This is a genomic window from Paenibacillus bouchesdurhonensis (assembly GCF_900155685.1).
In the GTDB taxonomy this organism is placed as follows: domain Bacteria; phylum Bacillota; class Bacilli; order Paenibacillales; family Paenibacillaceae; genus Fontibacillus; species Fontibacillus bouchesdurhonensis.
Genome location: NZ_LT732548.1, coordinates 799,012 through 822,629, shown reverse-complemented (window position 1 = coordinate 822,629; position 23,618 = coordinate 799,012). Strand labels below are relative to the sequence as shown.

Below are 23,618 nucleotides of genomic sequence, written 5' to 3'. Positions count from 1 at the left end.
TTTCTGAATTCATGATTAGTTCTTTGATTCAATCACAATAACCTCGTTAGCGCTGCTTGCCCCAGCCCCTTGACTGCTGTCAGCATCAGTCGAACCCTCTGTGGAGCTGTCCGATGAATCGTCAGTTGTGCTGTCAGTTGAGCTGTCAGTTGAGCTGTCACTTGAGCCGCCCTTCGCTTCCTCTTCCTTCTTCTTCGCTTCTTGATCCTTAATCGCTTGATCCAAAGCGACTTGAGCCTCAGTCTCGATTTTGGCTAGCGCTTCATCCAGCGTCTTGGCGTTATCTTCAACTAATTTCATCTCGCTATCCATTAGAGGCTGATACTTCTCGTAAAAACCGTTAGGAATTTTTCTCATTCCTGAGTAATCCGTTGGAAGAGGCTTCAGCTTGTAATAAGCTTCGAGGCTGTGCCCATTATATTCATTAGAGTATCCCATCCGAGACAGCAACCCGTTATTCAGGCTTCTCGACTTAATTTTGGCAAACTGATCGCCGTTCACAAATTTAATGAATTCCCACGCTGCATCAGCATTCGGCGAATTTGCAGCAATAGCAAACACTTCGTTCACACTGATATTTCTAGATTTATCCGGTTCTACAGAAGAGGCAGGGCCTGCTACAATTCCTAACTCAAAAGGCTTATAATCCTTCAGGGCATCTGCTGCCTCTTTCAGGTTGCGAAGGACGTACGTATCACCAGTAGTCATTGCCGCTCTCCCCATAACAAACGGCTGGCTCTGGTAATACTCTTCCATCGTTCCGCCTCTAAATCCATTCTCACCCGGATCATAAAATGTTTTGGATTTCATTGCGTCCAGGGCGGTTTGATATATTTTTTTCCACGAATCGGTATTCAATGTAACCTTCATGGCATTTGTATCGATGTATTCGATCCCTTCTGCCGAAGAAATCATCGAGGCGAGCTGCGTCAGGTTGACTCCCCAGTTATTGTCGAAGCCGTAAACCCGAGTTTTCTCATCCCCCTCTGTCGGGAATTGCTTGGCTAGTTCAATAATATCATACCAGCTCATGCCATCCCGCGGCAGTTCAACGCCATGCTTGGCAAACAAGTCCGCATTGTACAAGATCGCTGAACCATAGAAATTCGGGGTCAAACCATATAACTTATTATCTCCCCGCTCCTTCAAAAGTTCAATCAATGCCGGGTAAATCGTTTCAATATCATACTTATCCCGCTCAATCAATGTATCAAGTTCTCGGACTTTTCCTTCCGACACGTAAGTCTCCAACTGATCTATGCTTACCATAAGAACGTCCGGCTGTTCCTTTTCAATGAATTCATTAAGGGCCTTCTCGTAATCAGTCTCTGGACCAAGATCTCTGTAGATGTTGTTAGTACTTACGACTTCAATTTCAATGTTAGGATGCTGCATGGCGAATAAATCACCGTATTGTTGGAAGAAATAACTTTCATCCCAGAACATCACTCTCAAACTTTGCGGCTCGGCTTCCTTAGCGCTAGGATTGCTCGTACATCCCGCTACAAGCACAATGCACATGATAAAGAATAGGGCCCTTCTCATTCCTTTAATCGACATCTTTACCTCCAAAATTTGTATTTTCACTAGTTCACCATTATAAACGTATTTGATGGCAACATGGTTACATTTTGGAAGCTTTTTTCCGTTGAAAAATTCTGTCGCTATGATTTTACGCATAAAAAACCGCTTAATTTATAGTAACTCGCCATTTATTTTTAGGATAAATCAATGATAGAGCTCTGGCTTAGCGGTAGCTAGCTTAGGGGATATCGACTGGGGTGTGCTTGAGCGGGGTAGCAGAATAGAGTTAGGTACAGAGTTAGGTCGATTTAGACAGCTCAGATAGGATGAGCTATAGCCGGCTAGGGCTAGATCGAGCTAGAGTGATCCAGAGTCTACAGGGCTAGCTGGCTAAGATTAAATGGAGAGGTTGGATAGTGAAGTTATGAAAGGGATGAGGTGGGTGGCTAAGAATTAGGTTACTGAGGTTGCTATAGTTAAATTTGAACAAAAGTTAGTAGGTTAGAGTAAAGCTTAAGTTGCTGGCTTAGCTTTAATATATTAGAGATAGCTTTAGACGTTGGAGATAATTTTTCATATTGGAGATAGCTTTAACACGTTGGAGATAGATATTGTTTGCTGAATTCAACTGGCATTGTACTTTCAAAGCTCGTCACTTAAGACTTTCACCGCTCTCGCTAACCTTTAATTGGATTTAACGTATTTATTCTTCACCCTTAGAAGCATTTTCGCAAAACAACTGCATTTTGTGTATGTAAACTGGACGATTAGCCTCACATCCTGGTTTCCCCCATTTTTTATTGCATATCTGCAACTAGAATAAAAAGTGGACAGTCCTTAAGTGAACCTAGATAATAATTCTTAAGGGAGAGATGTCCGGATGGAACGTAATAGTTACAGTGAAGAGTTTAAGAAGCAGACAGTGAAGTATATTTTAGAGCAAAGTAAGTCCATGCCGCAGTTGGCCGAAGAACTCGGTATATCTGCCGGTGTGTTGCACAACTGGAAAGCACTTTACCGCGATGAAATCCAGCTGGAATCTTTAGTCACACCGGAGAGAGTGCGTCAACTCGAACAACAACTGCGTAATAAGGAACTGGAGAATCAAGAGAAGGAGCGGGAAAATCAAGATCTCCAGGAAGAACTCGCTATATTAAAAAAGGCGCTGCACATCTTCAGCAAAGAAAGGAATTGAGATTCCAATTCATTGAAGAACATCGCTCCGAGTTTTCGGTGGAGAAGATGTGCAAGGTTTTACAAGTGTCTCGGAGTGGCTTCTACAAGTGGCAAAAGGCATTGCCTAGCGAGCAGAAACTTCGAAAGGCGAAGGTTCTGGAGAGAGTCAAGTATCATTTTCATGACTCCGGGGAACGCTACGGCAGTCCTAAGATTACCCGAATGCTGTGGAAAGAGCGTATCCAGGTCGCGGAGCGCACAGTTAGCATCTACATGAAAGAACTGGGGTTGCGTTCTTGTGTCTCCCGTAAATTTAAGGTGCAGACGACCGATTCCAATCATGACTCACCCATTGCTCCCAATGAGTTGAACCAGAACTTTGCCGTATCTGAACCGAACAAAGTGTGGGTTGCAGATATTACCTACATCCCCTGCCGAGAAGGACGGCTGTACTTGGCTAGTCTGATGGATCTGTGCACACGCGAGATCGTGGGTTGGCGGCTTTACGGCCGGATGACAACAGAACTTGTCTTAGATGCTCTAGAGGCCGCATATGATGCGAAAAAACCAGGTAAGGGATTGCTTCACCATTCCGATCGCGGTTCACAGTACGCATCGAAGGAGTACCGTGACAAGCTGGAATCGTATTCCATGAAGGTTAGCATGAGTCGTAAAGGGAATTGCTACGATAACGCTTGTATCGAGTCATTTCACAGCATCTTGAAAAAAGAACTCATCTACAGAACGAAGTTCAAGACCAAACAACAGGCTTACGAGACCATTTACAGGTACATTGAATTTTTCTACAACCGCAAACGAATCCACAGTTCAATCGGCTATGTGTCGCCGGTTCAATTTGCTGCGCAATTCAAGAAGAAGACGGCGTAAACTTTCACTTAATAGGTGTCCACTTTCTTGACAGAAGTCCAAAAATTCATCTAGGTCACATGTAAAGAGGTATGTCGCATAATTTAAATACAACAAATACAGTTGGTATGTATATACCATTTTACGGTATGCAGTATCTTCGGTATTGCGATATTTGCCGTAACTGCGGCATCTATGGTGTTGGCGGTTATTGGCGGTTATTGGCCGAATCGGAGGTATTAGCGGTATATGAGGTGTTTGCCGTAACTGCAGCATCTGCGGTATTAGCGGTATTTGGGATATCTGCGGATTTGATGTATTGGAGGTATCTGGGGTATCTACGATATTTACGGAACTGGTCGTAGCTATTATCCCCTCAACTGTATGCTGCACCAATATCCACCCGTATTCACTCAATCCAGCAAATTCAGAAATACTTAGTCGCCTTTTCTAAATCCAATCATTCTCTACTTTGGCTCGTATGCTTGCCACAATATGCGCTTCAAACGTGCTGCGAATCAAAGTTAATGCTCCGGTAACCAAGCATAATACCGCTTTGATCCATCAACCATCGAAGCTTACTATTCATAAGTAAAATGCCCCCCAGCAAGCTTCTGCTTGCCAAGGGGGCATTCGAGAGATTCATCCATGGGCACCCATATGAGGGCATCCATCCGAGATATCCTCAGTGAGATAGATATCCTCAGTGAGACATCCTGAGTGGTGTATCCGTCCGTCGGTCATCCATCCGAGGATATCCTCAGCAATCATCTTTCCGTGGGACATCCATCCAAGAGCTATCCTTACTAGTCATCTTTCCGCAGGGGCATCCTCAGCAGCATCCAGCCGTGATGCAGCCTCAATGGGACATTCATCATTCATCAAGCTGCTGCTTAGCAAGCTATTCGTTCAGCAAACGAACAAGCTCATTCTCATCTTCGATGACCGCAATCCCAAGTTCCTTGGCCTTGGTCAGCTTGCTGCCAGCCTTCTCTCCGGCGATGACGAGATCGGTTTTCTTGGATACACTCCCCGTCACTTTGGCACCAAGAGCCTCAAGACGTTCTGTCGCTTCATCGCGGGTCAACTGGTGCAGCGTTCCAGTGAGTACCACAGTCTTGCCTGTAAAGAAGGATTCCTTCACCGGAGCACGCTCCTCCGGAGCCTTAGCCTCCACGCCCAGCTCTAGCATTTTATTGATGCCAGCCTGCATGAACGGGTCGGCGAAGAACGTGACGATGCTCTCAGCAACGATGCCGCCGATATCCGGCAATTGCATCAACTCTTCCTCTGTAGCCGTCATAATCGTATTTAAATCGCGATAATGATCAGCCAGCACCTTTGTTGTCGATCTACCGGTGTTCGGAATGCCCAGCGCATATAAGAACGAAGCCAAATCCCGACCCTTGCTTTTATTAATCGCATCCAGCAGATTGTTGGCTTTCTTCTCGCCAAAACGCTCCAGCTTGATCAGTTGATCAAACTCGATCGTATATAGATCAGCCGGCTCGTGGACATCCAGTTCCTCATACAGCTGTTCCGCCGTTTTATCGCTTAACGACTCGATATCCATGGCATCACGAGAAGCGAAATGGGTTATGCGCGTCACAATTTGCGGCTTGCAATCAAGTCGATTGTTGCAGAATAAATGGGCACCGCGCTGCTCCAACGGGAAGCCGCAAGCCGGACAGGTATCCGGGAATACGATTTCCTCTCCATCATGCTCCTCGGTAACTTTCCCGAGAATTTCCGGGATGACATCATTTGAGCGGCGAATGAATACCCGTGTTCCAAGTGCAAATTTCAAGTTCTTGCGCTCAATGTCGCCAGCATTATTCAACGTGCAGTTCTGTACCGTTACGCCAGCAAGCTCGACAGGCTCAACCTTGGCTAGCGGCGTAATCTTACCGGTGCGTCCCACGTTCCAGGATACAGACTCCAGAATCGTCGTTGTCTCTTCAGCCTCGAATTTATAAGCGATGGCCCATCTTGGGAATTTATCGGTATAGCCCAGCACCTCACGGGTTCTCATATCGGTGACTTTAACGACGGCTCCGTCGATCAAATAATCAAGGGAATCACGGCGCTGCTGAATATCCTCTAACGCCTTCATAACCTGGACGAAATCATCAAAGTACTCAATATACGTGTTCACTTTAAAACGATTGTCCTGCAGGAAGCTCATCATCTCGCGATGATCGGCAAATTGGATGTTATCGGAGTATCCGACATTGTAAAAGTACGCGTTCAGCTTGCGTTCAGCCGTCGTACGCGGATTCAAATTACGCAGTGCTCCCGCGGCGGCATTCCGCGCGTTCTTAAGCGGTTCGGCGGCAGTCTCGTTGTATTTGGCCAGAACGGACAAATTCATAATGCCCTCTCCCTGAACCTCGATCGTCCCCTCGCTGTAGGGGATCGTCAGCGGCACCGACTTGATCGTCTTGACTTGGGCGAGAATCCCTTCACCAACTACGCCATTCCCCCGAGTCGATGCTTGAACGAGCTTTCCGTCGGTATAAGTGAGATTCAACGTCAACCCGTCGAACTTAAGCTCGACCACATAGGTAGGGGCGGGGAGCGGGGTGTCCGGATTTTTACTATTATAGTCCCCGATCAGACGAAGTACTCGATTGTTCCAGTTCACCAGATGCTCCTCCGTCTGCGCTTTGTCCAGACTCCAAAGCGGCGATAAATGCCGATGCGGCTCGAAGCCCTTCAGCAGTTCCCCGCCCACACGGCCGGTTGGGGAATCAGGGAGGACGATACCCGTCTCGGCTTCCAGCGCAGTCAGCTGGTCGTACAGGGCGTCATATTCCTTGTCGCTTACCAAAGGCTGATCCAAGGTGTAGTAATGATAGTTGTATTGATTTAATTGTTCAACGAGCCGTTCCATCGTTTGCATCGCATCCATATACGGACAACCCTCCTAAACAAATTATGTATCGAAGGTAAAGAGACCAGCTCTATTCGCTCCGGCCCCTTCGGCCTTTCGTTTACTGCTTATATCTTGCCCGACGAAGCAGTGATCGAGGTTACACGCGCCAGCACCGCTTCCTATAATTGCGCCGGTTACGCTCACCTGCTCATCACTCGCGTTGTTAGGCTCCGCATCGTTTCGCTGTTACAATTCATTATTGCATTTGTTTCCATGATGTTTCATAACAATTGCGTACCACGCAAGGCACCCAGCACACGGAATTTCGCTGCATGACAGCAGTGAGTCGGGAGTTGTTACATCTCCTCTACCTTCGTAATCGGTGCGAAGCCGGCGAGCAGACGCTTAACCCCTACCGGGGCGGGAAAAGCAATCTGCAGTTCCATATCATTCCCCGTACCTTTTACCGCTACGATGGTTCCTATGCCCCATTTGCCGTGCGACACTTTATCGCCAGCGTTGAAGTCACCGGAGTTCGTAGGTTTAACAGTCGAGCCGCTGGATACACCTGTAGTGACGGTAACGCCGCTGGAAGACGGCGCTGAGGCTCTCGCCCCCTGATCAGGCGATCGATGTCCGAAGTTGCCGCCTGTACTCGCTCCAAATCCGCGGCCGCTGTAAGCTCCGCCAATTCCTGCGCCGCGCTGGTAGCGATCACGGGCAATCTCGGTGCCCTCCTTCAACTCCTCTGGAATTTCCTCCAGGAATCGGGAGGGCGCATTCGCTGACGTACGGCCAAAGAGCGTCCGCATTTGTGCGCAGGTGAGAAACAGCCGCTCCTCCGCTCTTGTAATGCCTACATAAGCAAGCCGCCGCTCCTCTTCCAGCTCCTCGTTGTCGAGAAACGCACGGCTATGCGGAAACACCCCTTCCTCCATGCCGATAATGAAGACGACAGGGAACTCCAGCCCCTTGGCGCTATGCATCGTCATCAAAGTGACCGCATCGCCCGCCTGATCCCCCTCTTCATCGTTCATCGTGTCAATATCCGCGATCAACGCAAGATCGGTTAGAAATGAAACCAGCGTCTTCTCCTCATTATTCTTCTCAAACTCCATCGTTACGGAGAGGAATTCATCGATATTCTCAAGGCGAGAACGCGACTCAAGCGTGTTCTCATTTTGCAGCTCCAGGCGGTACTGCGACATTTCCAGTATCTTCTCCGTCAATTCGGTGACGGACAAATATTCCACCATTTGATGCAGCGCGGAGATCATATCATAGAACTCAACGAGCGCATTCCGCGTCCGTCCGGCAAAGCCTAGATCATCGACCGTATAGAGCAGACGGAAGATGGATACCCCCCGCTCGGCTGCCGCTGCTGCCAGCTTAGCTACCGTCGTGTCGCCGATGCCTCTCTTTGGCACATTAATAATTCGCGTTAAACTGATATCGTCGTCGGGATTGGAGAGCAGCCGCAAATAAGCGAGCAGATCCTTAATCTCTTTGCGATCGTAGAACTTGATTCCACCCACGATCTGATAAGGTATGTCCGATTTGATCAGCGTTTCCTCAATGACCCGCGATTGTGCGTTCGTTCGATACAGTATCGCGTGGTCACGATAGCTTCGGCCTCTTTTAATACTATTATGGATTTCTGACGTTACAAAATAACCCTCGTCATGCTCAGAATTTCCCCGGTATAATTTAATTTTATCGCCATCGCCCTTGTCGGTCCACAGGTTTTTGGGCTTGCGGCCCGTGTTCCGGCCAATGACAGCATTCGCTGCATTAAGGATCGTTGAAGTGGAGCGATAGTTCTGCTCAAGAAGAATCGTGGTTGCCTCCGGATAGTCCTCTTCAAAATTGAGAATATTCGTAATATCCGCTCCTCGCCAGCGGTAAATCGACTGGTCGCTGTCCCCAACGACGCAAATGCGATGATGCTTATTAGCCAGCAGCTTGCACAGCATGTACTGGGCGCGGTTCGTATCCTGATATTCATCGACGTGAATATAGGAGAATTTCTTCTGATAGAAGTCGAGCACTTCGGGAACTTCCTTGAACAGCTCGATCGTCTTCATGATCAAATCGTCGAAATCCAGGGAGTTGTTATGGCGAAGCCGCTTCTGATACATCATGTACACTTTGGCGACGATTCCTTCGAAATAGTCTCCCACTTTTTGCTCATATTTCTGCGGTGTGATCAATTCGTTCTTCGCGGTGCTGATCATGGCTTGAACCGCCTTCGGCTCAAATTTCTTCGTATCGATATTGAGATCCTTCATGCAATTGCGAATGACGGATAGCTGATCTGTCGAGTCAAGAATTGAAAAGCTCGAAGAAAAGCCGATTCGTTCAATATCCCGGCGCAAAATACGGACGCACATCGAGTGGAAGGTGGAGACCCAAATGTCCCTTCCTTCTTGCCCTACGAGCCCGGACACGCGCTCCTGCATTTCCCGGGCGGCCTTATTAGTAAAAGTAATCGCAAGGATCGCCCATGGCGGCGCTTTGCGCGTAGCTATCAGATACGCGATGCGATGCGTAAGCACCCGCGTCTTGCCGCTGCCCGCACCCGCCATAATGAGCAGCGGGCCCTCCGTGGCCTCCACGGCCCGGCGCTGCTCTGGATTCAGCCTAGTTATCGCTTCGTGTATATTTACAGGTTGCATAGAGATACTCCTTTCCATCAGTTCAAGACACATCCGTTCAAAATGCCACTACTACTGCCGCAGCCAGGGCATTCCAGCTCTAGCTATGGCCTGTCTGGATCAAAGCCCTTGCAATTGCTCAGACTCTGTCCACTCGCTCTAGCCCTTAACCGCGGCGACCGTGGCAAGTGCCTGATCCAAATCACTGTATAGGGCATTGCCCACTACAATCGTGTCACAGGCTGCTGCGGCAAGTCGCGCCGTAGCGGCATCTTTGATGCCTCCTCCGTAGAATAACCGCGATTCATCCAACGTGCGATGCACCGTGGATACCAGTTCCAAATCGCCGAGCATGCCGCTGTATTCCAAATAGACGATTGGCAGATGCAGCAGTTTGTCGGCAATTTGCGCGTAGGCAGCGGCCATAGATTCCGTAAGAGATGCATCAGCTTCGGCGACAGCCGCCGCGGTACAATCCGGATTCAAAATGATATATCCCTCAGGAATCAACTGCTCCCAAGGGATCAAGTAACTATATTTATGGACGGCTCGTGCATGGTGTCCGATTAGCCAGTCGGGATGCTTCGTGTTAAGCACCATCGGAATCATGTATAGATCAAATCCGGGAACGACCGCCTCCAGGTCGGAAACCTCCAATACGCAAGGAACCTCGAACTGACGCGCACGCGACAGCAGGTCTACCGTGTTATCGTAAGTGACGCCACTCGAGCCCCCCACCATGACCGCGTCCGTACCTGACAGACAAATGGCTTCCAAGGCAGCATTCTCCAGGGTGCGATCGGGATCGATTTTAAACACATGTCGCCAAGAGTGTATCGCTTGCTTCAATTCCATTCCTCCCACATCGGCACGAAAAACGGGGCCCGTCACACGCCCCGCCACCTTCAAATCTCATCATCGATGGTACCTTTTTAATGGTGATAAAAGCACTTCATTCCTAAGTCTAAGTGACGAAGGATACCGTGTCAATGTTCGCATCTTAGGGGAACAGATCAACGGGAGGCATCGACATCATTACCAGCCAGAAAGTCGCTATAGAAGCCGTAAACGCCCATATTCATATACTTGGATACGAGCTTCTTATCATTAATCGTATGAACATACGCCGGAATTCCCGCCCGTTTCAAAGACTTGACCAATTTCTCATTGACTCGGCCCTCGGACATGGTCACCGCAGCGATCCCGTTGTTACGGGCAAAGTTGATGACCTGCCGATCACTGTCCTGTGATTGATAAAGCGTATATATAATGGAATCAAAAGGGTGATATTGCTTAATTTGCTCCAGCATCGGCTGGTTGTAAATTTGCGGCACGATGCGTTCCAGCAGCTTTGGATCCTTGCTCTCCGCAGATTCTACGATTTTTTCAAAAATATGATCGATTTCCTCCGGCGTAATCTGCTTCGTATCTGTCACAATGTAGATGTCCGGATATTCCGCCAGCAGATCCACGATATCTTCCCAGAGAAGAGGCTCGAACTGTCCGTCCACTTTAGCCTCTTTAAATTCGGCCGCCGTCCATACCGCTCCGTGCCGCTCCTTACTGAGCTCATCCTGCTGACGAAGCATGTTCGTGAAGAACTCGCCCCATTCATGGCGAGCGATCAACTCATCATCCTTGCTGAGCAGCAAGTCCACTTCGAATACCCGAGTCCCTTTCTCATAATTAGCGATAAAAGCTTCGCGAGTGTTCGTATAGGTCATGTCCTCAATGCCGCCCATCGCATGAGCGATAATGCGGTATGCCTTAAAGCCTGTAAACGTCTGCTCTGATGGCCGGAGGAGCCAGATCGCAAGCAGGATGATCCCTATCGCACAGACTGTCAGCAGGCTGTATAGCCGTTTTTTTCTCATCGTTAAACAACATCCTTTGTTTCAAGCAGCAGATCAAAAGAGCGGCACAAGCAGTTCTAGCAAGCAACTCTAGTAAGCGTTCTTGTTCACGAAACCGTGGATGATCGTCCGCAGTATGATTTTGATGTCCAGCAGCATCGACCAGTTCTCGATATAGAAAATATCATGTTGGATTCGCTCCTCGATCGACGTGTCCCCGCGCAGGCCATGGGTTTGCGCCCATCCGGTAATGCCCGGACGAACATGGTGCTTCACCATGTACTTCGGCACTTCCTCCCGAAATTGCTCTACAAAGTAAGGACGCTCGGGACGAGGGCCCACGACGCTCATATGCCCGGCAAGCACGTTGAAAAATTGCGGCAGCTCATCGATGCTCGTCTTGCGTATAAATGCTCCAAACGCCGTGCGCCGCGGATCGTTCTCCGTCGTCCAGCCCGTATCCACCGATCCTTCCGGCAGCACCTTCATCGAACGGAATTTATACATTTGAAAGGTGCGTCGATTCAGCCCCATTCGTTCCTGCTTGAAAATCACCGGCCCGGGTGAGGTCAATTTAATGCCGACGACAACAAGCAGCATCACCGGCAGCGTTATAATAATCGCAGCTATGGAAAATAAGATGTCAAAGGCTCGTTTCACCAGGCGATTTCCCGCCATATCGAGCGGAATGTCGCGCACGTTGATCATCGGCATGCCCGCAAAATTGTCGAAATACGGCCGCGCAGGCAGGTAATCGAAAAAGTCGGGGATGATCAGCGTCCGCACGCCCGCTTTCTCGCAGCAGGCGATGATCTTGGCGTAGCGAGAGTGCGCATCCAGCGGGAGGGCCAGCACGACTTCATCGATGAGCTTGCTCTCCAGAATCTCTTCCAACTGATTGACCGTACCTAGAATAGGACTATATCGGCCCTTTTCATGGCCCTCCCACTGCTGATAGTCATCAAGAAAACCGATAATCTCATATCCGAGTTCCGGATACAGCTTCAGGTTATCGTGGAATTTGCGGCCGAGTGAACCGGCTCCGATAATAAGCACGAACTGCTTGTTATAGCCTTTTCTGCGAAGCTGTTTCAGCGAATTTTTTAAAAAATAACGGTATAGCATGATGAACAGCAGATTAAAGCCCATATAGATGGCCAGGTAGTACCTCGAAATATCGACCTGCTTCACGAAGAACATCAAGCTGAGCAGGATGACGAGGCTCGTAAAATGCACCTGAATGATCTTGAGCACTTCATCGGCGAACCGCTTCTTGCGCTTGGGCGAATAAAAAGAAACAAGAACGCCCACAAGGATGGATACGGCACCATACACTAGACTCCAGAACGCATAAATCTCCAAAGGAAGAGGATGCTCATAAGGAATCAGGCCGCTTTCGAATTTCAGCCACCAGGCGAGCAAGAAGGCCAGTTGAATGAACACGAAATCCGTCAAAATATACAGTTGAGTCAGAAATCGTTGATTTTTCCGGATCATCGTCTCACCTCCATGTTACTGTTGGTTCCTTGCGTCGTGCTGGCTGAACCCGAGGCTGGTAGCGAGCGGGCCGCCGGCTTGCCCGGTCTCAGTTTATTACCGATCAAGGACAGCATGAATTTTACCGCGATTCCGCAGTAAATCGCTCCGTTAGTCAACCACGAGTAACGATGCTTGTAATGCTTGCGGTGAAACACCCACATCGCGCGGTGGAACTCATAAATAATCTTGAAGGGCTTGCGGCGGCTGCTCGCCCCCTTATAGTGAACAATGTATGTCGCAGGCTCATAGTGGATGCCCCAGCCGGCTTCCTTAATGCGATAGCACCAGTCGACATCTTCGCCATACATAAAAAAGATCTCGTCCAATCCGCCAATTTGCCCGATCACCTCGCGGCGCACCAGCATAAAGGCTCCCATTAGGCAGTCAACTGGATAAGCTTCATTCGGATCGAGGTAGCCGAGCTGGTACTGGTTGAAGCGCGGTGTATTCGGAAACAGCCGGGAGAAGCCGAAGGCATAGTAAAACGACGCCGAAGGCGTAGGAAAGCCCCGCCGGCAGGCTTTGTCCAGCGAACCGTCGGGAAGGATGATTTTGCAGCCTGAAGCTCCGAGATCAGGCCGCACGTCCATAAGAGACACCATCGTCTGCAGCGTATCCGGCTGCACGATCGTGTCCGAGTTGAGCAGCAGCACATAGCGTCCCTTGGCGATCTCCATCCCTTGATTGTTTGCTTTGGCGAAGCCGGTGTTCTCCTCGTTAGCTATGAGCTGAACCCGAGGGAACTCACTTTCAATCGCCTCGACGGAGCCGTCCACAGAGGCGTTATCGACCACAAAAACCTCATATTTGTAAGCCGTCTCGGAGCCATATACCGATTGCAGGCAATCGAGCGTTAAACGGCAGGTATTGTAATTTACGATGATGATGCTTAAGTCCATTTTAAAACGCGCCCCTGACAAAAATAGTAATCTATCGACATTATAACATAGGTGGGGTACTGCTACTGATAAATTAATAGAGTTCTCTGATTTGGTCATATAAATGAAAATAAAGAGACAAATTATCGCTAGGGGTGACGTGGTTTGGTAGTGAATCTTAATATTCCTCCTGTTGTTGACACGTACTTTTTATACGTGTAAAATCAAGTTATAAGGAGGGGCGATGTGAAAGCATATCATTCGAGAGAATTAATCAAATTACTCGAAGAGGACGGATGGTATTTAATCGGAGTACATGGTAGTCATCATTACTTCAAGCATCCGACAAAGCCCGGAAAAGTTACGGTGCCACATCCTAAGAACAGCTTTCCTCCGAAAACACAAGCGAGTATCTTAAAAATGCCGGAATTAAGGGCTAACCACACCGTTTCACCTAGGAGGTTGAATTAAAGTTATGAAAAAAGACGTTTATCGATTTTGGGCCTTATTTGATTATGCCGAGGAAGGTATTTCGGTTAGATTCCCTGATCTCCCTGGTTGCAATACGTTCGGGAATACTGCCGAAGAAGCACATGCTTCGGCAAAGGAAGCACTGGAGGGATTTATTTATGTTATGGAACAAGATGGTGACAACATTCCAGAGCCTTCCACCCTCGATGATATTTTAGTTCAACGCGAGGACAGCGAGGCGGCATGTGATGTCCAAATCTACATGCCTGTAATTAGAGAGGCGATGGAATCCAAGGCTGTCAAGAAAACGCTCACGGTGCCTAAGTGGTTAAACGATGAAGCTGAGAAGCAACATATTAACTTCTCTCAAGTTCTTCACGAGGGACTGAAACGAAGTCTCGGGATTAATAATCACCGCTCTTAATAAAAAAGTTTGCACAATAATTAGCCTTCCAGCCAAGCTGCTGTGCTCGCCAAGCCACATCCACATCTTCTTTAATATGCAAAGAAATCCGCATCAAAAAGTTTCCCTTGAATCCGAAATATCCTTAATCATTGTCCGGGCATACAAAGCTGCCGCCCCTGATACGCCAAACACGTTACCGGATTTGTGCCACAGCTGTGCGGCCTCTCCCGCCCCCCGATCAAATGCGCGCCAAATTCCATTCATGACAATTCCAGTGCTATCGACAATATCAGGCATGGATTTCAGTAGGAGCAGCCCTGTGGCACTTCCGGTATTCGGATGCTTATAGGTTACAATATGTACGCTAACGCTAGGTAACATAGGCTTAATTCCTTTTCTAAAGTTTTGTCATATTACAAGAAAAGAGCACCGCTGAATCCGAGTGCTCTCTACGTCTTATATCCAATATGGATTAGATTTCTGTATGATCTTCCAGTCTCTCAATTCGACGAAAAATTTCGTTTAAATCCGCTTCCATTCCGGTCATATGCCGACGTTGCGAATATGCCTCGTCACGGTATTCTTCTAATCGACCAGATAATTTATCCAGCTTTTGCTCGATGAGGTCGATCTTTGCCGTCTGCTGCTCCACTTGACCTAATCGCTGATTCATAGAGTCTAGACGTTGATCCATCGAATCAAATCTTTGATCCATAGAATCCAGACGTTGATCCATCAAATCAAATTTTTGATCCATTTTCGTCAGCTTCTGATTATTTTCAGCAACCATCTGAATAAGCTGCGCAAGTAATTCCTGCTGTTGTTGAAGTACATTCTCGATTTCCATCTCAACAACCTCACTTCTAACATGATACATCCCATTATAACAAACCGAGCTAATGGGTGCTAGATCATTTTATGCTGCTGCTCGCTGCCAGCTCCGCCCAAAAGGCCCGAAGCCCCTCTCTCCGTTCGTGCGGATTTAGAATGCTTCATTTCGGAGCTATAGGTTTCTAAGCAGGTCGGAAAGTTCACTCTATAATTATTAGACTTTGCCGAGAAATATAAGAATCTTCAAAACCAAATTATCCATAGAACTTTGGCGGTAAAAGGGCTGACGTAACGCGAATAACAAACGCTCAAAGACTTTTTTTTGGGGTACGTCCGCTAATTGTCTTATTATATTTATCTGCTCAGAAGGCAGCTTACTTTGAAAAGTCTCAAGAAATACCCTGGCCTGGTTACTGATAATATAATGATTCTTACCATTTGAAAATCTTTTGAATCTATTAATCCATTTCATTAGCCAATTATCAGTCCCGCCGCCAAGGGCATTATTTGTATGCTGCCGATATAAAATATGAGGATTTTCATCAAATACAACTTTTCCACTTGAAGACACGCAAATGTAAGCCCACCAATCATGCATGATTACATCGGTTATATGGGTCGGCATATTGGCTGCAAGAAGCCTCACGGCATCTCTATTAAGAACTGTTGTGCATCCGACAGCAATATTCTCTACTACCGCATTATAAATGCTAATTGGTTGACAGGGAGGCTTGGGCCAAACAGCCAAATTTCGCAAATCACTTTGTACCATTTGAGTTGCTGAACAATACATCATCGGCATGGAATTATTGTTCTTGTCGTTCTCAAGAATTTTAACGGCAGATACTAATTTTTCTCTCAGCCACACGTCGTCCTGATCACAAAAAGCTACAAAGTCAAAATCATTAGAATGCTCTGCTGCCTTCTCTAATAAGTCAAAAAAGCTTGCTTTTGCTCCTTTATTTTCGCCTATATACAATTTGACCATCTGAGGATACTTTCTTATAAACGTTTCTATAATGCTTACCGTGGAATCTATCGAGCCATCATCTCTAATAAGAATGTTTAAATCAACATTCTGCTGTGCTAATAAGCTCTCTAATTGTTCATTAAGAAATTGTTCACCGTTATACGTTGACAGCAAAACTTGGATTTTAGGAATCACACCACAGTTCCTCCACATTTTTATATTATCCATTATAAACAAAAACTCCTATTCTATGTGTATAGAACAGGAGCCCTTTAGCACGCCACTGTAATTCAGTTGACTATTTTAACGACAATTCTTGCAAAAAGGATTGCAGACCTTCACGCCAAGGTCGGATATCTTGAAACCCGTTTACCCGTATGGAAATATGCTCCATAACTGAGTTTTTCGGGCGCGGAGCTGGTCTTGGAAATTCATCCGTTGTACACGGCTCTAATTGTGCTTCTATTTTGACTCCCAAAATCTTAGCCGCTTCGTCAACAATCGCTTGGGTGAACTCGTACCAAGTACATGACCCACTGTTGGATGCATGGTATACTCCATAATTCTCTGTTTCAATAAGCTGTCCTATAAATTGAGCTAAATCCACAGTGTAAGTAGGTGAGCCTTTTTGATCGTTTACCACTTTCAACAAGGGTTTCTCTTGAGCTAATCGAATCATAGTTTTAACAAAGTTATTACCATGCACACCGTATAGCCATGAGGTTCTCACAATGAAATATTTAGACGACAAAGATTGTGTTAATACTTCACCTGCACGCTTAGACTTACCATAAATGCTTTGTGGATTAGTGTTGTCATATTCATGGTACGGCAGTTGTCCATTACCGTCGAAGACATAATCTGTACTGACGTATACCAATTTTGCTTGTACTTGTTCTGCAGCCAGCACCAAATTTCGGGTACCTGTCGCATTAACCAAGTATGCGCCCTCAACATCTGATTCTGCCGCATCTACTGCTGTATAAGCCGCACAATGAATAATAGCATCTGGATGAAATGAGTTCACGACAGCATAACACTGATCCAGGTTTGTTATATCCAGCTGCTGACGATCACATCCTAAGATCTCATGGCCCGTCTCTTGAAGTACTGAGACAACATCTTTCCCCAGTTGCCCCCCAGCTCCAGTTACCAGTACCTTCATGCCTTCTCTCCCAGGCGTTCGCCATATTGCTTAGCGTAATACTCCTGATATGCTCCTGACTGAATACGAGTCCACCACTCTTTATTTTGCAAATACCACGCAATCGTCTCTTTGATCCCTGTCTCAAAATTATGTCTCGGCTTCCAGCCAAGCTCACTCATAATCTTAGTAGGATCGATACCATAACGGCGGTCATGTCCTGGGCGGTCTTTAACAAAGGTCATGAGTGACTCCGGCTTACCCAATTGTTCTAAAATGGTTTTAACAATTTGTATATTCGTCCGCTCATTATGACCACCAACGTTATAAACTTCGCCGTTTTGTCCCTTATGAATCACAAGATCAATGGCGCTGCAGTGATCTTCAACGTATAACCAATCCCGAACATTTAACCCATCACCATAAATTGGAAGTGACTCATCCGCTAAAGCTTTGGAGATCATCAGCGGAATAAGTTTCTCTGGGAATTGATAAGGCCCGTAGTTATTAGAGCAGCGTGTAATATTGACAGGCAGACCAAATGTCTCGTGGTAAGCACGAACAAGTAAGTCTCCCCCTGCTTTACTTGAGGAGTAAGGACTGTTAGGTTCAAGCGGAGTCGTCTCCGTGAAGAATCCCGTCTCTCCAAGAGTACCATACACTTCATCCGTAGAAACTTGAACGAATTTCGTAATTTCATACTTACGTGCGGCATCCAACAACACTTGGGTACCCAGCACATTCGTCTTTACGAAAACGTCCGGTTCAAGAATACTTCGATCCACGTGTGACTCAGCTGCAAAATTCACAATAACGTCGACACCTTGACTTACAAGCTCATCCATGGTCTTAGCATCTGTAATATCAGCTTTTATAAATGAATGGTTCGGGTTGCCCTCCACCGATTTTAGATTTTCCAAATTACCCGCATAAGTCAGCGAATCCACGTTAACAACCTTGTATTCAGGGTACTGTTGTAGCATATATAATACAAAGTTGCTGCCGATAAAGCCGGCACCGCCTGTAACAAGCAATTTCATAAAAGAGACCTCCTAGTTGAAATGGACTTATTGTTCATAACAACAAACTGTTTATGATACTTTTTATAGTTTAAAATTAATTTCAGCCTCTGCTAATACCGGGTGCTTCTCATCTTTCGCAGATAATAATGGTTCACGAACTGGCCAGTCGATATTTAACTCAGGATCACTCCAAAGTATACCTCTGTCATGTTCAGGTGAGTAGTATTCGTCCACTTTATAAAAAACTTGAGTGTTTGGTACGAGTGTGCAGTAACCATGAGCAAAACCTTTAGGAACTAATAATTGGCGTTTGTTGTGCTCACTAATAATTACACCAACCCAACGACCAAAAGTTGGTGAGGAATCCCGTAAATCAACAATAACGTCGTATATCGCCCCTGTTAACACCCGTACTAATTTCGTTTGAGCTCTTGGATTTAGTTGGTAATGCAGTCCTCGTAGTACCCCTGCTTCTTTTGATAAAGAATGGTTATCCTGAATAAATTCAAAAGACAGTCCAAGGTCTTTCATAACCTTCTCATTATAACTTTCCATAAAAAAACCCCGATGATCTTCGTGTGCCACCGGTTCAAGCAGACTGGCTCCCTCCAGCTTTAAAGGAGTTATTTTCATATACTGCTCCTCCTTTTATTTCATAATCAATTATATACAAGAGTGATAACTCAGCAAACATAGACAGTAACCTCGCAGTAAAATCGAGCTCGATATAACATATCCTAATATAATATGCATTTGACTAGAATTAATCTCTAGTCGCATACCCAATTTATAAGGTCAATACTTTAATAATTGCATGCTTTTGGAATTAGCAACCCTAATTAAATACTGACCGTACTGGTTCTTTTTTAAAGGTTCAACTAATTTCAACAATTCCTCCCTGGAGATATAACCCATGTTATAGGCGATTTCCTCCAAACAAGCGACCTTCAAGCTTTGTCGTTTCTCAATTGTTTCAATAAATTGAGAGGCTTCTAGTAATGACTCATGTGTTCCTGAATCAAGCCAAGCAAAGCCACGCCCCAGAATCTCAACACTCAGCTGACCCATGTTTAGGTAAGTTTTGTTTACATCCGTTATTTCGAGTTCCCCCCGATTAGATGGAGAAATCTCTTTAGCGATGTCTATCACTTGATTATCATAAAAATACAATCCTGTAACAGCATAATTAGACTTAGGTACTGAAGGCTTTTCTTCGATTGAAGTAACGGATCCATCCTCGCTAAAATCTACTACTCCAAATCTTTCAGGATCGCTTACGTAATATCCAAATACTGTAGCTCCAGCCTCTTTCTCGCTAGCTTTTCTTAATAGCTTCGTAAAATTTTGACCATAAAAGATATTATCACCTAGTATTAATGCAACTTTATCGTTTCCAATAAATCTTTCGCCAATAATAAATGCCTGGGCCAAGCCACCTGGATATGGCTGCACGGCATACTGCAAATTAATTCCTAAGCTAGTACCATCACCTAGTAAATCCTGAAATCGAGGCGTATCCTCTGGAGTTGAGATGATCAGAATGTCTTGAATTCCAGCCAACATTAATACGGAGAGGGGATAGTAAATCATCGGCTTGTCATATACCGGTAGTAATTGCTTGGACACGGCTAAAGTAAGCGGATATAACCTTGTCCCACTCCCACCTGCTAATATAATTCCTTTCATCGCTTTCGCTCCTAACTCAGTTTCGACAATGTATATTAACAATTTAAAATTACTACTTCCTAAAACTTCACCTATTCCGCTTTAACATTCACTTCTCAATAACACGATTTGTTATAATAACCGAATCCTTCTTATTATTCCTGATTACGATAGAGACCTTATACTTAGATTCGTCAGATAATGAATCATAAGGAATTCTAACTACAAAACCTGTTTGATCTAAATTATTAGAACCAAACTTCTGTTTTACATCCTCTCGAATGACTTTAAAGCTATCAAATATTAGCTTATGATCCTTGCCATTATCTAAGAGTATATATATGGATGAATTTCTCATATCAATATTTTTAGCAAAGGACCATCCTACCATTTCAAATCCAAACTTTTTTTCTTTTAGGGCATCAATGGAGTATTTCATATCTCGCTGTTCAAGGTTTAATGTTAAGTCCACCTTATTGGATAAATGTTCAAATGCAATCTGCTGAGATTCTCTATAAATTATAGACTCAGTATTAATATAAGCCTGTCGCCCTTCATTTTCCAAGTATATACCAATTCTATAAACCTCGTTATTTAACTTTGAATTTTTTAATTTAACAACAAACCCAGAGTTATCATAATTAGCTTCATTATCATAGGCCTTTGTTACATCTTCTCTTTTCAAACTTTCAGCAAACAGGTATTCCGTTTCATCAGCAGTATAAATTTTAATCACAACTTTTTGATCCTTGGTTGACATACCATTTATAAATGTCCACCCTGATAATTGTATATATCCATCCTCTGTAACTGACAATTCATCCAGACTGTATGTCAAATTGTTATCTAGTTTATTCAAGTTAAGCGCTTCTAGTTTTTTTATAAACCAAGCATTTTTAAAATGATACTCATAAGAGTACATTCCAACAAGAGCAATACAATATAACAAAGCGACAACAATTGCAATTCGAACCTTTTTTTTACGAAACATTAATATACCTCATTCCTTAAAACAACTTACTTGCCAAGGCAAACAACCTCGTTTAGAGCTTGGCAAACTATTTCAATCTGCTCCTCTGTTAGGCCCGGCCACATAGGTAAACTAAGCACTTCATTTGCTAAAAGTTCTGTCAGCTTTAAACTACCTTTTAAATAGTTGTATTCTTTATATGCCTCTTGCAAATGTATTGGAATGGGGTAATGTACCAGCGTTTGAACGCCTCTATTTCTAAGCTCTTCTTGCACTTTGTCTCTATTAGAGACCCGCACAACATACTGATGCCACACCGGTGAAGCCCATTCAGGTACTTCAGGTAGTATTATGCCCTGGTTCGCAAGCTTGCTGTTATAATATTGAGCAATCCTATTTCGCTCTTCATTCCACTGATTGAGATATCTCAATTTTACCCTCAGTACTGCTGCTTGTATTTCATCCAAACGAGTATTACTTCCTTTAGTTGTGTGTGTATACTTCACTGACGACCCATAGTTTCTTAACTCTTTGATACGATTTGCTAATTGTTCGTCATTTGTTGTGACCATTCCCCCGTCACCCAGGGCACCGATATTCTTTCCTGGATAAAAGCTAAACCCAGCTGCATTACCTAACGAGCCTACTTTTCGCTCCTTATAATACGCTCCCTGCGCCTGTGCAGCATCTTCTATGACCACTAATCCATGTTTCTTAGCTATTAAATTAATCTTATCCATATCTGCTGGCTGACCATATAAATGAACAGCTATAATTGCCTTCGTTCTGCTCGTTACATTATCCTCAATAAGTTCACTATTAATATTATGAGTTTCCTCAATTGGTTCCACCAAAACAGGCTTTGCCCCAACATAACTTACCGCCAGTGCAGTAGCGATAAACGTATTAGATGGAATAATTACCTCATCCCCAGCGCCAATTCCATATGCCTTTAAAATTAAATATAAAGCATCTAATCCATTACCCACACCAATTGCATACTTCGCATTACAATACTCTGCAAATTCTGCTTCAAACTGTTCTAGTTCTTTGCCTAAAATAAACCAATTAGAATCATACACCTTTTCTAGAGCACTTATTACCTCTGGTCTAATCTTCTGATGCATAGGTTCTAAGCTTAAAACTGGTATCATAACCTACCCCATCCTTTATTTATAGTCATGATTATTGAAGTTGGCTAATGTTCTCAATAATATTGATTTTAGAGGATAACTCATTGGTAAAATACTTCTTTAGAATCCATTCTCTTCTAATCCCTGATTTCACAAAATAAGTTTTGATACCAAGCTTTAACCCAGCCTTCATATCATCTTCTGTATCACCAACAAAAATATCATGTGAGGAAATATTGTACTTCTCCAGTACTTTCACAGACTTACATACGTTCCCTTGATGCTGAATAACAATGATCTCTGTAAAATATTTGGAAACACCATTGTTCTCTATCTCTTGAAATAAATTTTTTTGATTACTACGCCTGGTTACTAAGACAAGATCAAAATTTAAAGCAAGCTTCTCTAAGGTCGGAATAGCATACCAAAATAATTCATTGTATTTCAAATATTTCATTTCTTCAATATATTTTGATTTACGACTATCCCAATCTAGTTTGTCTAACCCTAAAGCAAAATGCTTATTTATCCAATCTACCTCATGAATTCCTAATACCTTAAAATTCCAAAATTCATCTACAGTTAAAATATCCTTGTAACCCTCAGGTAAATGATCTACAAAAAAACGATATAACCTCTTCTGATTGGAAACGACAGTTCCATCGTAATCCATAAATATTTTAACTTTATTCATAGAATATCATTTCCTCATAATATCTGGTAACAACAGAATTCCATTTTACTAACTTCATATATTCACTATAATCGGACATTGGTTCATAATTCACAAGATGATCTATGAAAAGTTCCATTATATTTACACTCGCCAGAGAACTGGATATGCTCATTCCCCCATACCTAGGGTTTAATTCAATAAAGTATATTCCCTTTTCATTCACAATAAATTGAACATTACAAAATCCTGGTATAGGGTATTTCTTTAATATTTTTTCTGTCATTTTAATAAGCTCTGAATGGTGAACAATTCTTATTTTTGTAGCAACACCTGCTTTTACTTCTAGACGAATACGTGGGATAATTAGCTTTGGCAAGCCTTCTTTATCTGAAAAAACATCTACAGTATATTCATCACCAGTAATAAATCCCTGCGCAAACTCTTTATCCTCATTCATGACTTTTGCAACTTTTAAATAGTCATCTACATGCAAAATACGTATACCTGTGCTTCCTACACCAACTCTCTCCCGTACGATGACCTTTTCAACATCCGAGCCAATAGGCTCGCCTTGAGTGATTATTGGAGGAACAGTGATTCCTATTTCATGCATGGAAACTGCAGAAATAAGCTTATCTCGAAACAATTCAATAGTTTTTTGATTCGGAATAATCATTTTAACGTCTAGCTTATGCTGAGAGAGTCTAAATATTTCAAAATCATGAATAGGTATCAATACATCAATCTTTTCTTTGGCGATTAAATGTTCTATAAAGTTAATGTAACTCTCTTCTAAAGCTAATGGGGATTGGATAAACTTATCAACTAGAAGACTTCCACTTGTATAGCCAAATGTATTGCAATCCAATCCAATAATGCTCACTTCATGCTTCGTTTGTGCTTTTAATAGCTTAATTAAATTTACTGCAGTAGCAGATCCTATTGAAGTAATACAAATATTCAA

At 44.4% G+C, this 23,618-nt stretch carries 20 protein-coding genes and 1 pseudogene; 3 read left to right on the top strand and 18 right to left on the bottom strand.

From position 1 onward, the window contains the following. Positions 1–15: 15 nt before the first annotated feature. Entirely contained in the window at positions 16–1,560 is a 1,545-nt protein-coding gene (locus tag CZ379_RS08085) for an ABC transporter substrate-binding protein (protein WP_110931187.1), read from the bottom strand. A gap of 844 nt (positions 1,561–2,404) precedes the next feature. Here CZ379_RS08085 and CZ379_RS08080 point away from each other — a divergent pair. Beyond that, positions 2,405–3,588, top strand: a pseudogene (locus tag CZ379_RS08080) (IS3 family transposase). 880 nt (positions 3,589–4,468) lie between these two features. On the opposite strand, the gene ligA reads toward CZ379_RS08080, so the two are convergent. From ligA to CZ379_RS08050, 6 genes are all read right to left on the bottom strand, one after another. Next, positions 4,469–6,478 (bottom strand): NAD-dependent DNA ligase LigA, encoded by a 2,010-nt coding sequence (ligA, locus tag CZ379_RS08075; RefSeq protein WP_110931186.1) that lies wholly within the window; start codon positions 6,476–6,478, stop codon positions 4,469–4,471. Between the two features lie 320 nt (positions 6,479–6,798). After that, the gene (pcrA, locus tag CZ379_RS08070) at positions 6,799–9,117 is read right to left on the bottom strand and encodes a DNA helicase PcrA (RefSeq protein WP_110931185.1); all 2,319 of its coding nucleotides are present in this window, start codon (positions 9,115–9,117) and stop codon (positions 6,799–6,801) included. Positions 9,118–9,255: 138 nt separating this feature from the next. Beyond that, the gene (gene pcrB / locus CZ379_RS08065; protein WP_199925532.1) at positions 9,256–9,945 is read right to left on the bottom strand and encodes a heptaprenylglyceryl phosphate synthase; all 690 of its coding nucleotides are present in this window, start codon (positions 9,943–9,945) and stop codon (positions 9,256–9,258) included. A gap of 164 nt (positions 9,946–10,109) precedes the next feature. Then, a complete protein-coding gene (locus CZ379_RS08060; protein WP_110931184.1) occupies positions 10,110–10,970 on the bottom strand; it encodes a phosphatidylinositol-specific phospholipase C/glycerophosphodiester phosphodiesterase family protein in 861 nt (286 codons plus the stop codon). A gap of 69 nt (positions 10,971–11,039) precedes the next feature. Then, entirely contained in the window at positions 11,040–12,446 is a 1,407-nt protein-coding gene (locus CZ379_RS08055; protein WP_110931183.1) for an undecaprenyl-phosphate glucose phosphotransferase, read from the bottom strand. Further along, positions 12,443–13,387: a glycosyltransferase family 2 protein gene (locus CZ379_RS08050; RefSeq protein WP_110931182.1), complete on the bottom strand. Its 945-nt coding sequence runs from the start codon at positions 13,385–13,387 to the stop codon at positions 12,443–12,445. Before CZ379_RS08050 ends, CZ379_RS08055 begins: the two co-directional genes overlap by 4 nt. 225 nt (positions 13,388–13,612) lie before the next feature. Here CZ379_RS08050 and CZ379_RS08045 point away from each other — a divergent pair, with 225 nt between their 5' ends. Together CZ379_RS08045 and CZ379_RS08040 are read left to right on the top strand one after the other, a co-directional pair. Then, positions 13,613–13,837, top strand: coding sequence for a type II toxin-antitoxin system HicA family toxin (locus CZ379_RS08045; RefSeq protein WP_110931181.1), 225 nt, complete (start codon positions 13,613–13,615; stop codon positions 13,835–13,837). A 4-nt stretch (positions 13,838–13,841) separates the two neighbouring features. After that, positions 13,842–14,261, top strand: coding sequence for a type II toxin-antitoxin system HicB family antitoxin (locus tag CZ379_RS08040; protein WP_110931180.1), 420 nt, complete (start codon positions 13,842–13,844; stop codon positions 14,259–14,261). A 93-nt stretch (positions 14,262–14,354) separates the two neighbouring features. Here CZ379_RS08040 and CZ379_RS08035 read toward each other — a convergent pair whose 3' ends face one another. The 11 genes from CZ379_RS08035 to CZ379_RS07985 all read right to left on the bottom strand — a co-directional run bounded on the left by CZ379_RS08035 (position 14,355) and on the right by CZ379_RS07985 (position 23,618). Beyond that, positions 14,355–14,624, bottom strand: a complete 270-nt coding sequence (locus CZ379_RS08035; RefSeq protein ID WP_234404860.1) for a hypothetical protein — start codon at positions 14,622–14,624, stop codon at positions 14,355–14,357. A 91-nt stretch (positions 14,625–14,715) separates the two neighbouring features. Continuing rightward, positions 14,716–15,090, bottom strand: coding sequence for a magnesium transporter CorA family protein (locus CZ379_RS08030; protein ID WP_110931179.1), 375 nt, complete (start codon positions 15,088–15,090; stop codon positions 14,716–14,718). A gap of 198 nt (positions 15,091–15,288) precedes the next feature. Continuing rightward, positions 15,289–16,272: a glycosyltransferase family 2 protein gene (locus CZ379_RS08025; RefSeq protein WP_110931178.1), complete on the bottom strand. Its 984-nt coding sequence runs from the start codon at positions 16,270–16,272 to the stop codon at positions 15,289–15,291. Positions 16,273–16,342: 70 nt separating this feature from the next. Further along, positions 16,343–17,209 (bottom strand): dTDP-4-dehydrorhamnose reductase, encoded by an 867-nt coding sequence (gene rfbD / locus CZ379_RS08020; RefSeq protein WP_110931177.1) that lies wholly within the window; start codon positions 17,207–17,209, stop codon positions 16,343–16,345. After that, positions 17,206–18,228, bottom strand: coding sequence for a dTDP-glucose 4,6-dehydratase (rfbB, locus tag CZ379_RS08015; RefSeq protein ID WP_110931176.1), 1,023 nt, complete (start codon positions 18,226–18,228; stop codon positions 17,206–17,208). Before rfbB ends, rfbD begins: the two co-directional genes overlap by 4 nt. Positions 18,229–18,291: 63 nt before the next feature. Beyond that, entirely contained in the window at positions 18,292–18,843 is a 552-nt protein-coding gene (gene rfbC, locus CZ379_RS08010; RefSeq protein ID WP_110931175.1) for a dTDP-4-dehydrorhamnose 3,5-epimerase, read from the bottom strand. A 162-nt stretch (positions 18,844–19,005) separates the two neighbouring features. Next, positions 19,006–19,896 carry a glucose-1-phosphate thymidylyltransferase RfbA gene (gene rfbA, locus CZ379_RS08005; protein ID WP_110931174.1) on the bottom strand — a complete coding sequence of 297 codons (891 nt, stop codon included), beginning with the start codon at positions 19,894–19,896 and terminating at the stop codon, positions 19,006–19,008. A gap of 88 nt (positions 19,897–19,984) precedes the next feature. Then, positions 19,985–20,866 carry a hypothetical protein gene (locus CZ379_RS08000; protein ID WP_110931173.1) on the bottom strand — a complete coding sequence of 294 codons (882 nt, stop codon included), beginning with the start codon at positions 20,864–20,866 and terminating at the stop codon, positions 19,985–19,987. Positions 20,867–20,892: 26 nt separating this feature from the next. Continuing rightward, complete coding sequence (locus CZ379_RS07995; RefSeq protein ID WP_110931172.1) at positions 20,893–21,999, bottom strand: DegT/DnrJ/EryC1/StrS family aminotransferase; 1,107 nt, start codon at positions 21,997–21,999, stop codon at positions 20,893–20,895. A gap of 31 nt (positions 22,000–22,030) precedes the next feature. Next, on the bottom strand, positions 22,031–22,672 hold the full coding sequence (locus CZ379_RS07990; protein ID WP_110931171.1) for an HAD family hydrolase: 642 nt from the start codon (positions 22,670–22,672) through the stop codon (positions 22,031–22,033). After that, positions 22,665–23,618: an ATP-grasp domain-containing protein gene (locus tag CZ379_RS07985; RefSeq protein ID WP_110931170.1), complete on the bottom strand. Its 954-nt coding sequence runs from the start codon at positions 23,616–23,618 to the stop codon at positions 22,665–22,667. Before CZ379_RS07985 ends, CZ379_RS07990 begins: the two co-directional genes overlap by 8 nt.

Coding starts and splice junctions, on each gene's coding strand:
- CZ379_RS08085 (WP_110931187.1), bottom strand. CDS start 1,560: ATGTCGATTAAAGGAATGAGAAGGGCCCTATTCTTTATCATGTGCATT.
- ligA (WP_110931186.1), bottom strand. CDS start 6,478: ATGGATGCGATGCAAACGATGGAACGGCTCGTTGAACAATTAAATCAA.
- pcrA (WP_110931185.1), bottom strand. CDS start 9,117: ATGCAACCTGTAAATATACACGAAGCGATAACTAGGCTGAATCCAGAG.
- CZ379_RS08060 (WP_110931184.1), bottom strand. CDS start 10,970: ATGAGAAAAAAACGGCTATACAGCCTGCTGACAGTCTGTGCGATAGGG.
- CZ379_RS08055 (WP_110931183.1), bottom strand. CDS start 12,446: ATGATCCGGAAAAATCAACGATTTCTGACTCAACTGTATATTTTGACG.
- CZ379_RS08050 (WP_110931182.1), bottom strand. CDS start 13,387: ATGGACTTAAGCATCATCATCGTAAATTACAATACCTGCCGTTTAACG.
- CZ379_RS08040 (WP_110931180.1), top strand. CDS start 13,842: ATGAAAAAAGACGTTTATCGATTTTGGGCCTTATTTGATTATGCCGAG.
- CZ379_RS08035 (WP_234404860.1), bottom strand. CDS start 14,624: ATGTTACCTAGCGTTAGCGTACATATTGTAACCTATAAGCATCCGAAT.
- CZ379_RS08030 (WP_110931179.1), bottom strand. CDS start 15,090: ATGGAAATCGAGAATGTACTTCAACAACAGCAGGAATTACTTGCGCAG.
- CZ379_RS08025 (WP_110931178.1), bottom strand. CDS start 16,272: ATGGATAATATAAAAATGTGGAGGAACTGTGGTGTGATTCCTAAAATC.
- rfbD (WP_110931177.1), bottom strand. CDS start 17,209: ATGAAGGTACTGGTAACTGGAGCTGGGGGGCAACTGGGGAAAGATGTT.
- rfbB (WP_110931176.1), bottom strand. CDS start 18,228: ATGAAATTGCTTGTTACAGGCGGTGCCGGCTTTATCGGCAGCAACTTT.
- rfbC (WP_110931175.1), bottom strand. CDS start 18,843: ATGAAAATAACTCCTTTAAAGCTGGAGGGAGCCAGTCTGCTTGAACCG.
- rfbA (WP_110931174.1), bottom strand. CDS start 19,896: ATGAAAGGAATTATATTAGCAGGTGGGAGTGGGACAAGGTTATATCCG.
- CZ379_RS08000 (WP_110931173.1), bottom strand. CDS start 20,866: ATGTTTCGTAAAAAAAAGGTTCGAATTGCAATTGTTGTCGCTTTGTTA.
- CZ379_RS07995 (WP_110931172.1), bottom strand. CDS start 21,999: ATGATACCAGTTTTAAGCTTAGAACCTATGCATCAGAAGATTAGACCA.
- CZ379_RS07990 (WP_110931171.1), bottom strand. CDS start 22,672: ATGAATAAAGTTAAAATATTTATGGATTACGATGGAACTGTCGTTTCC.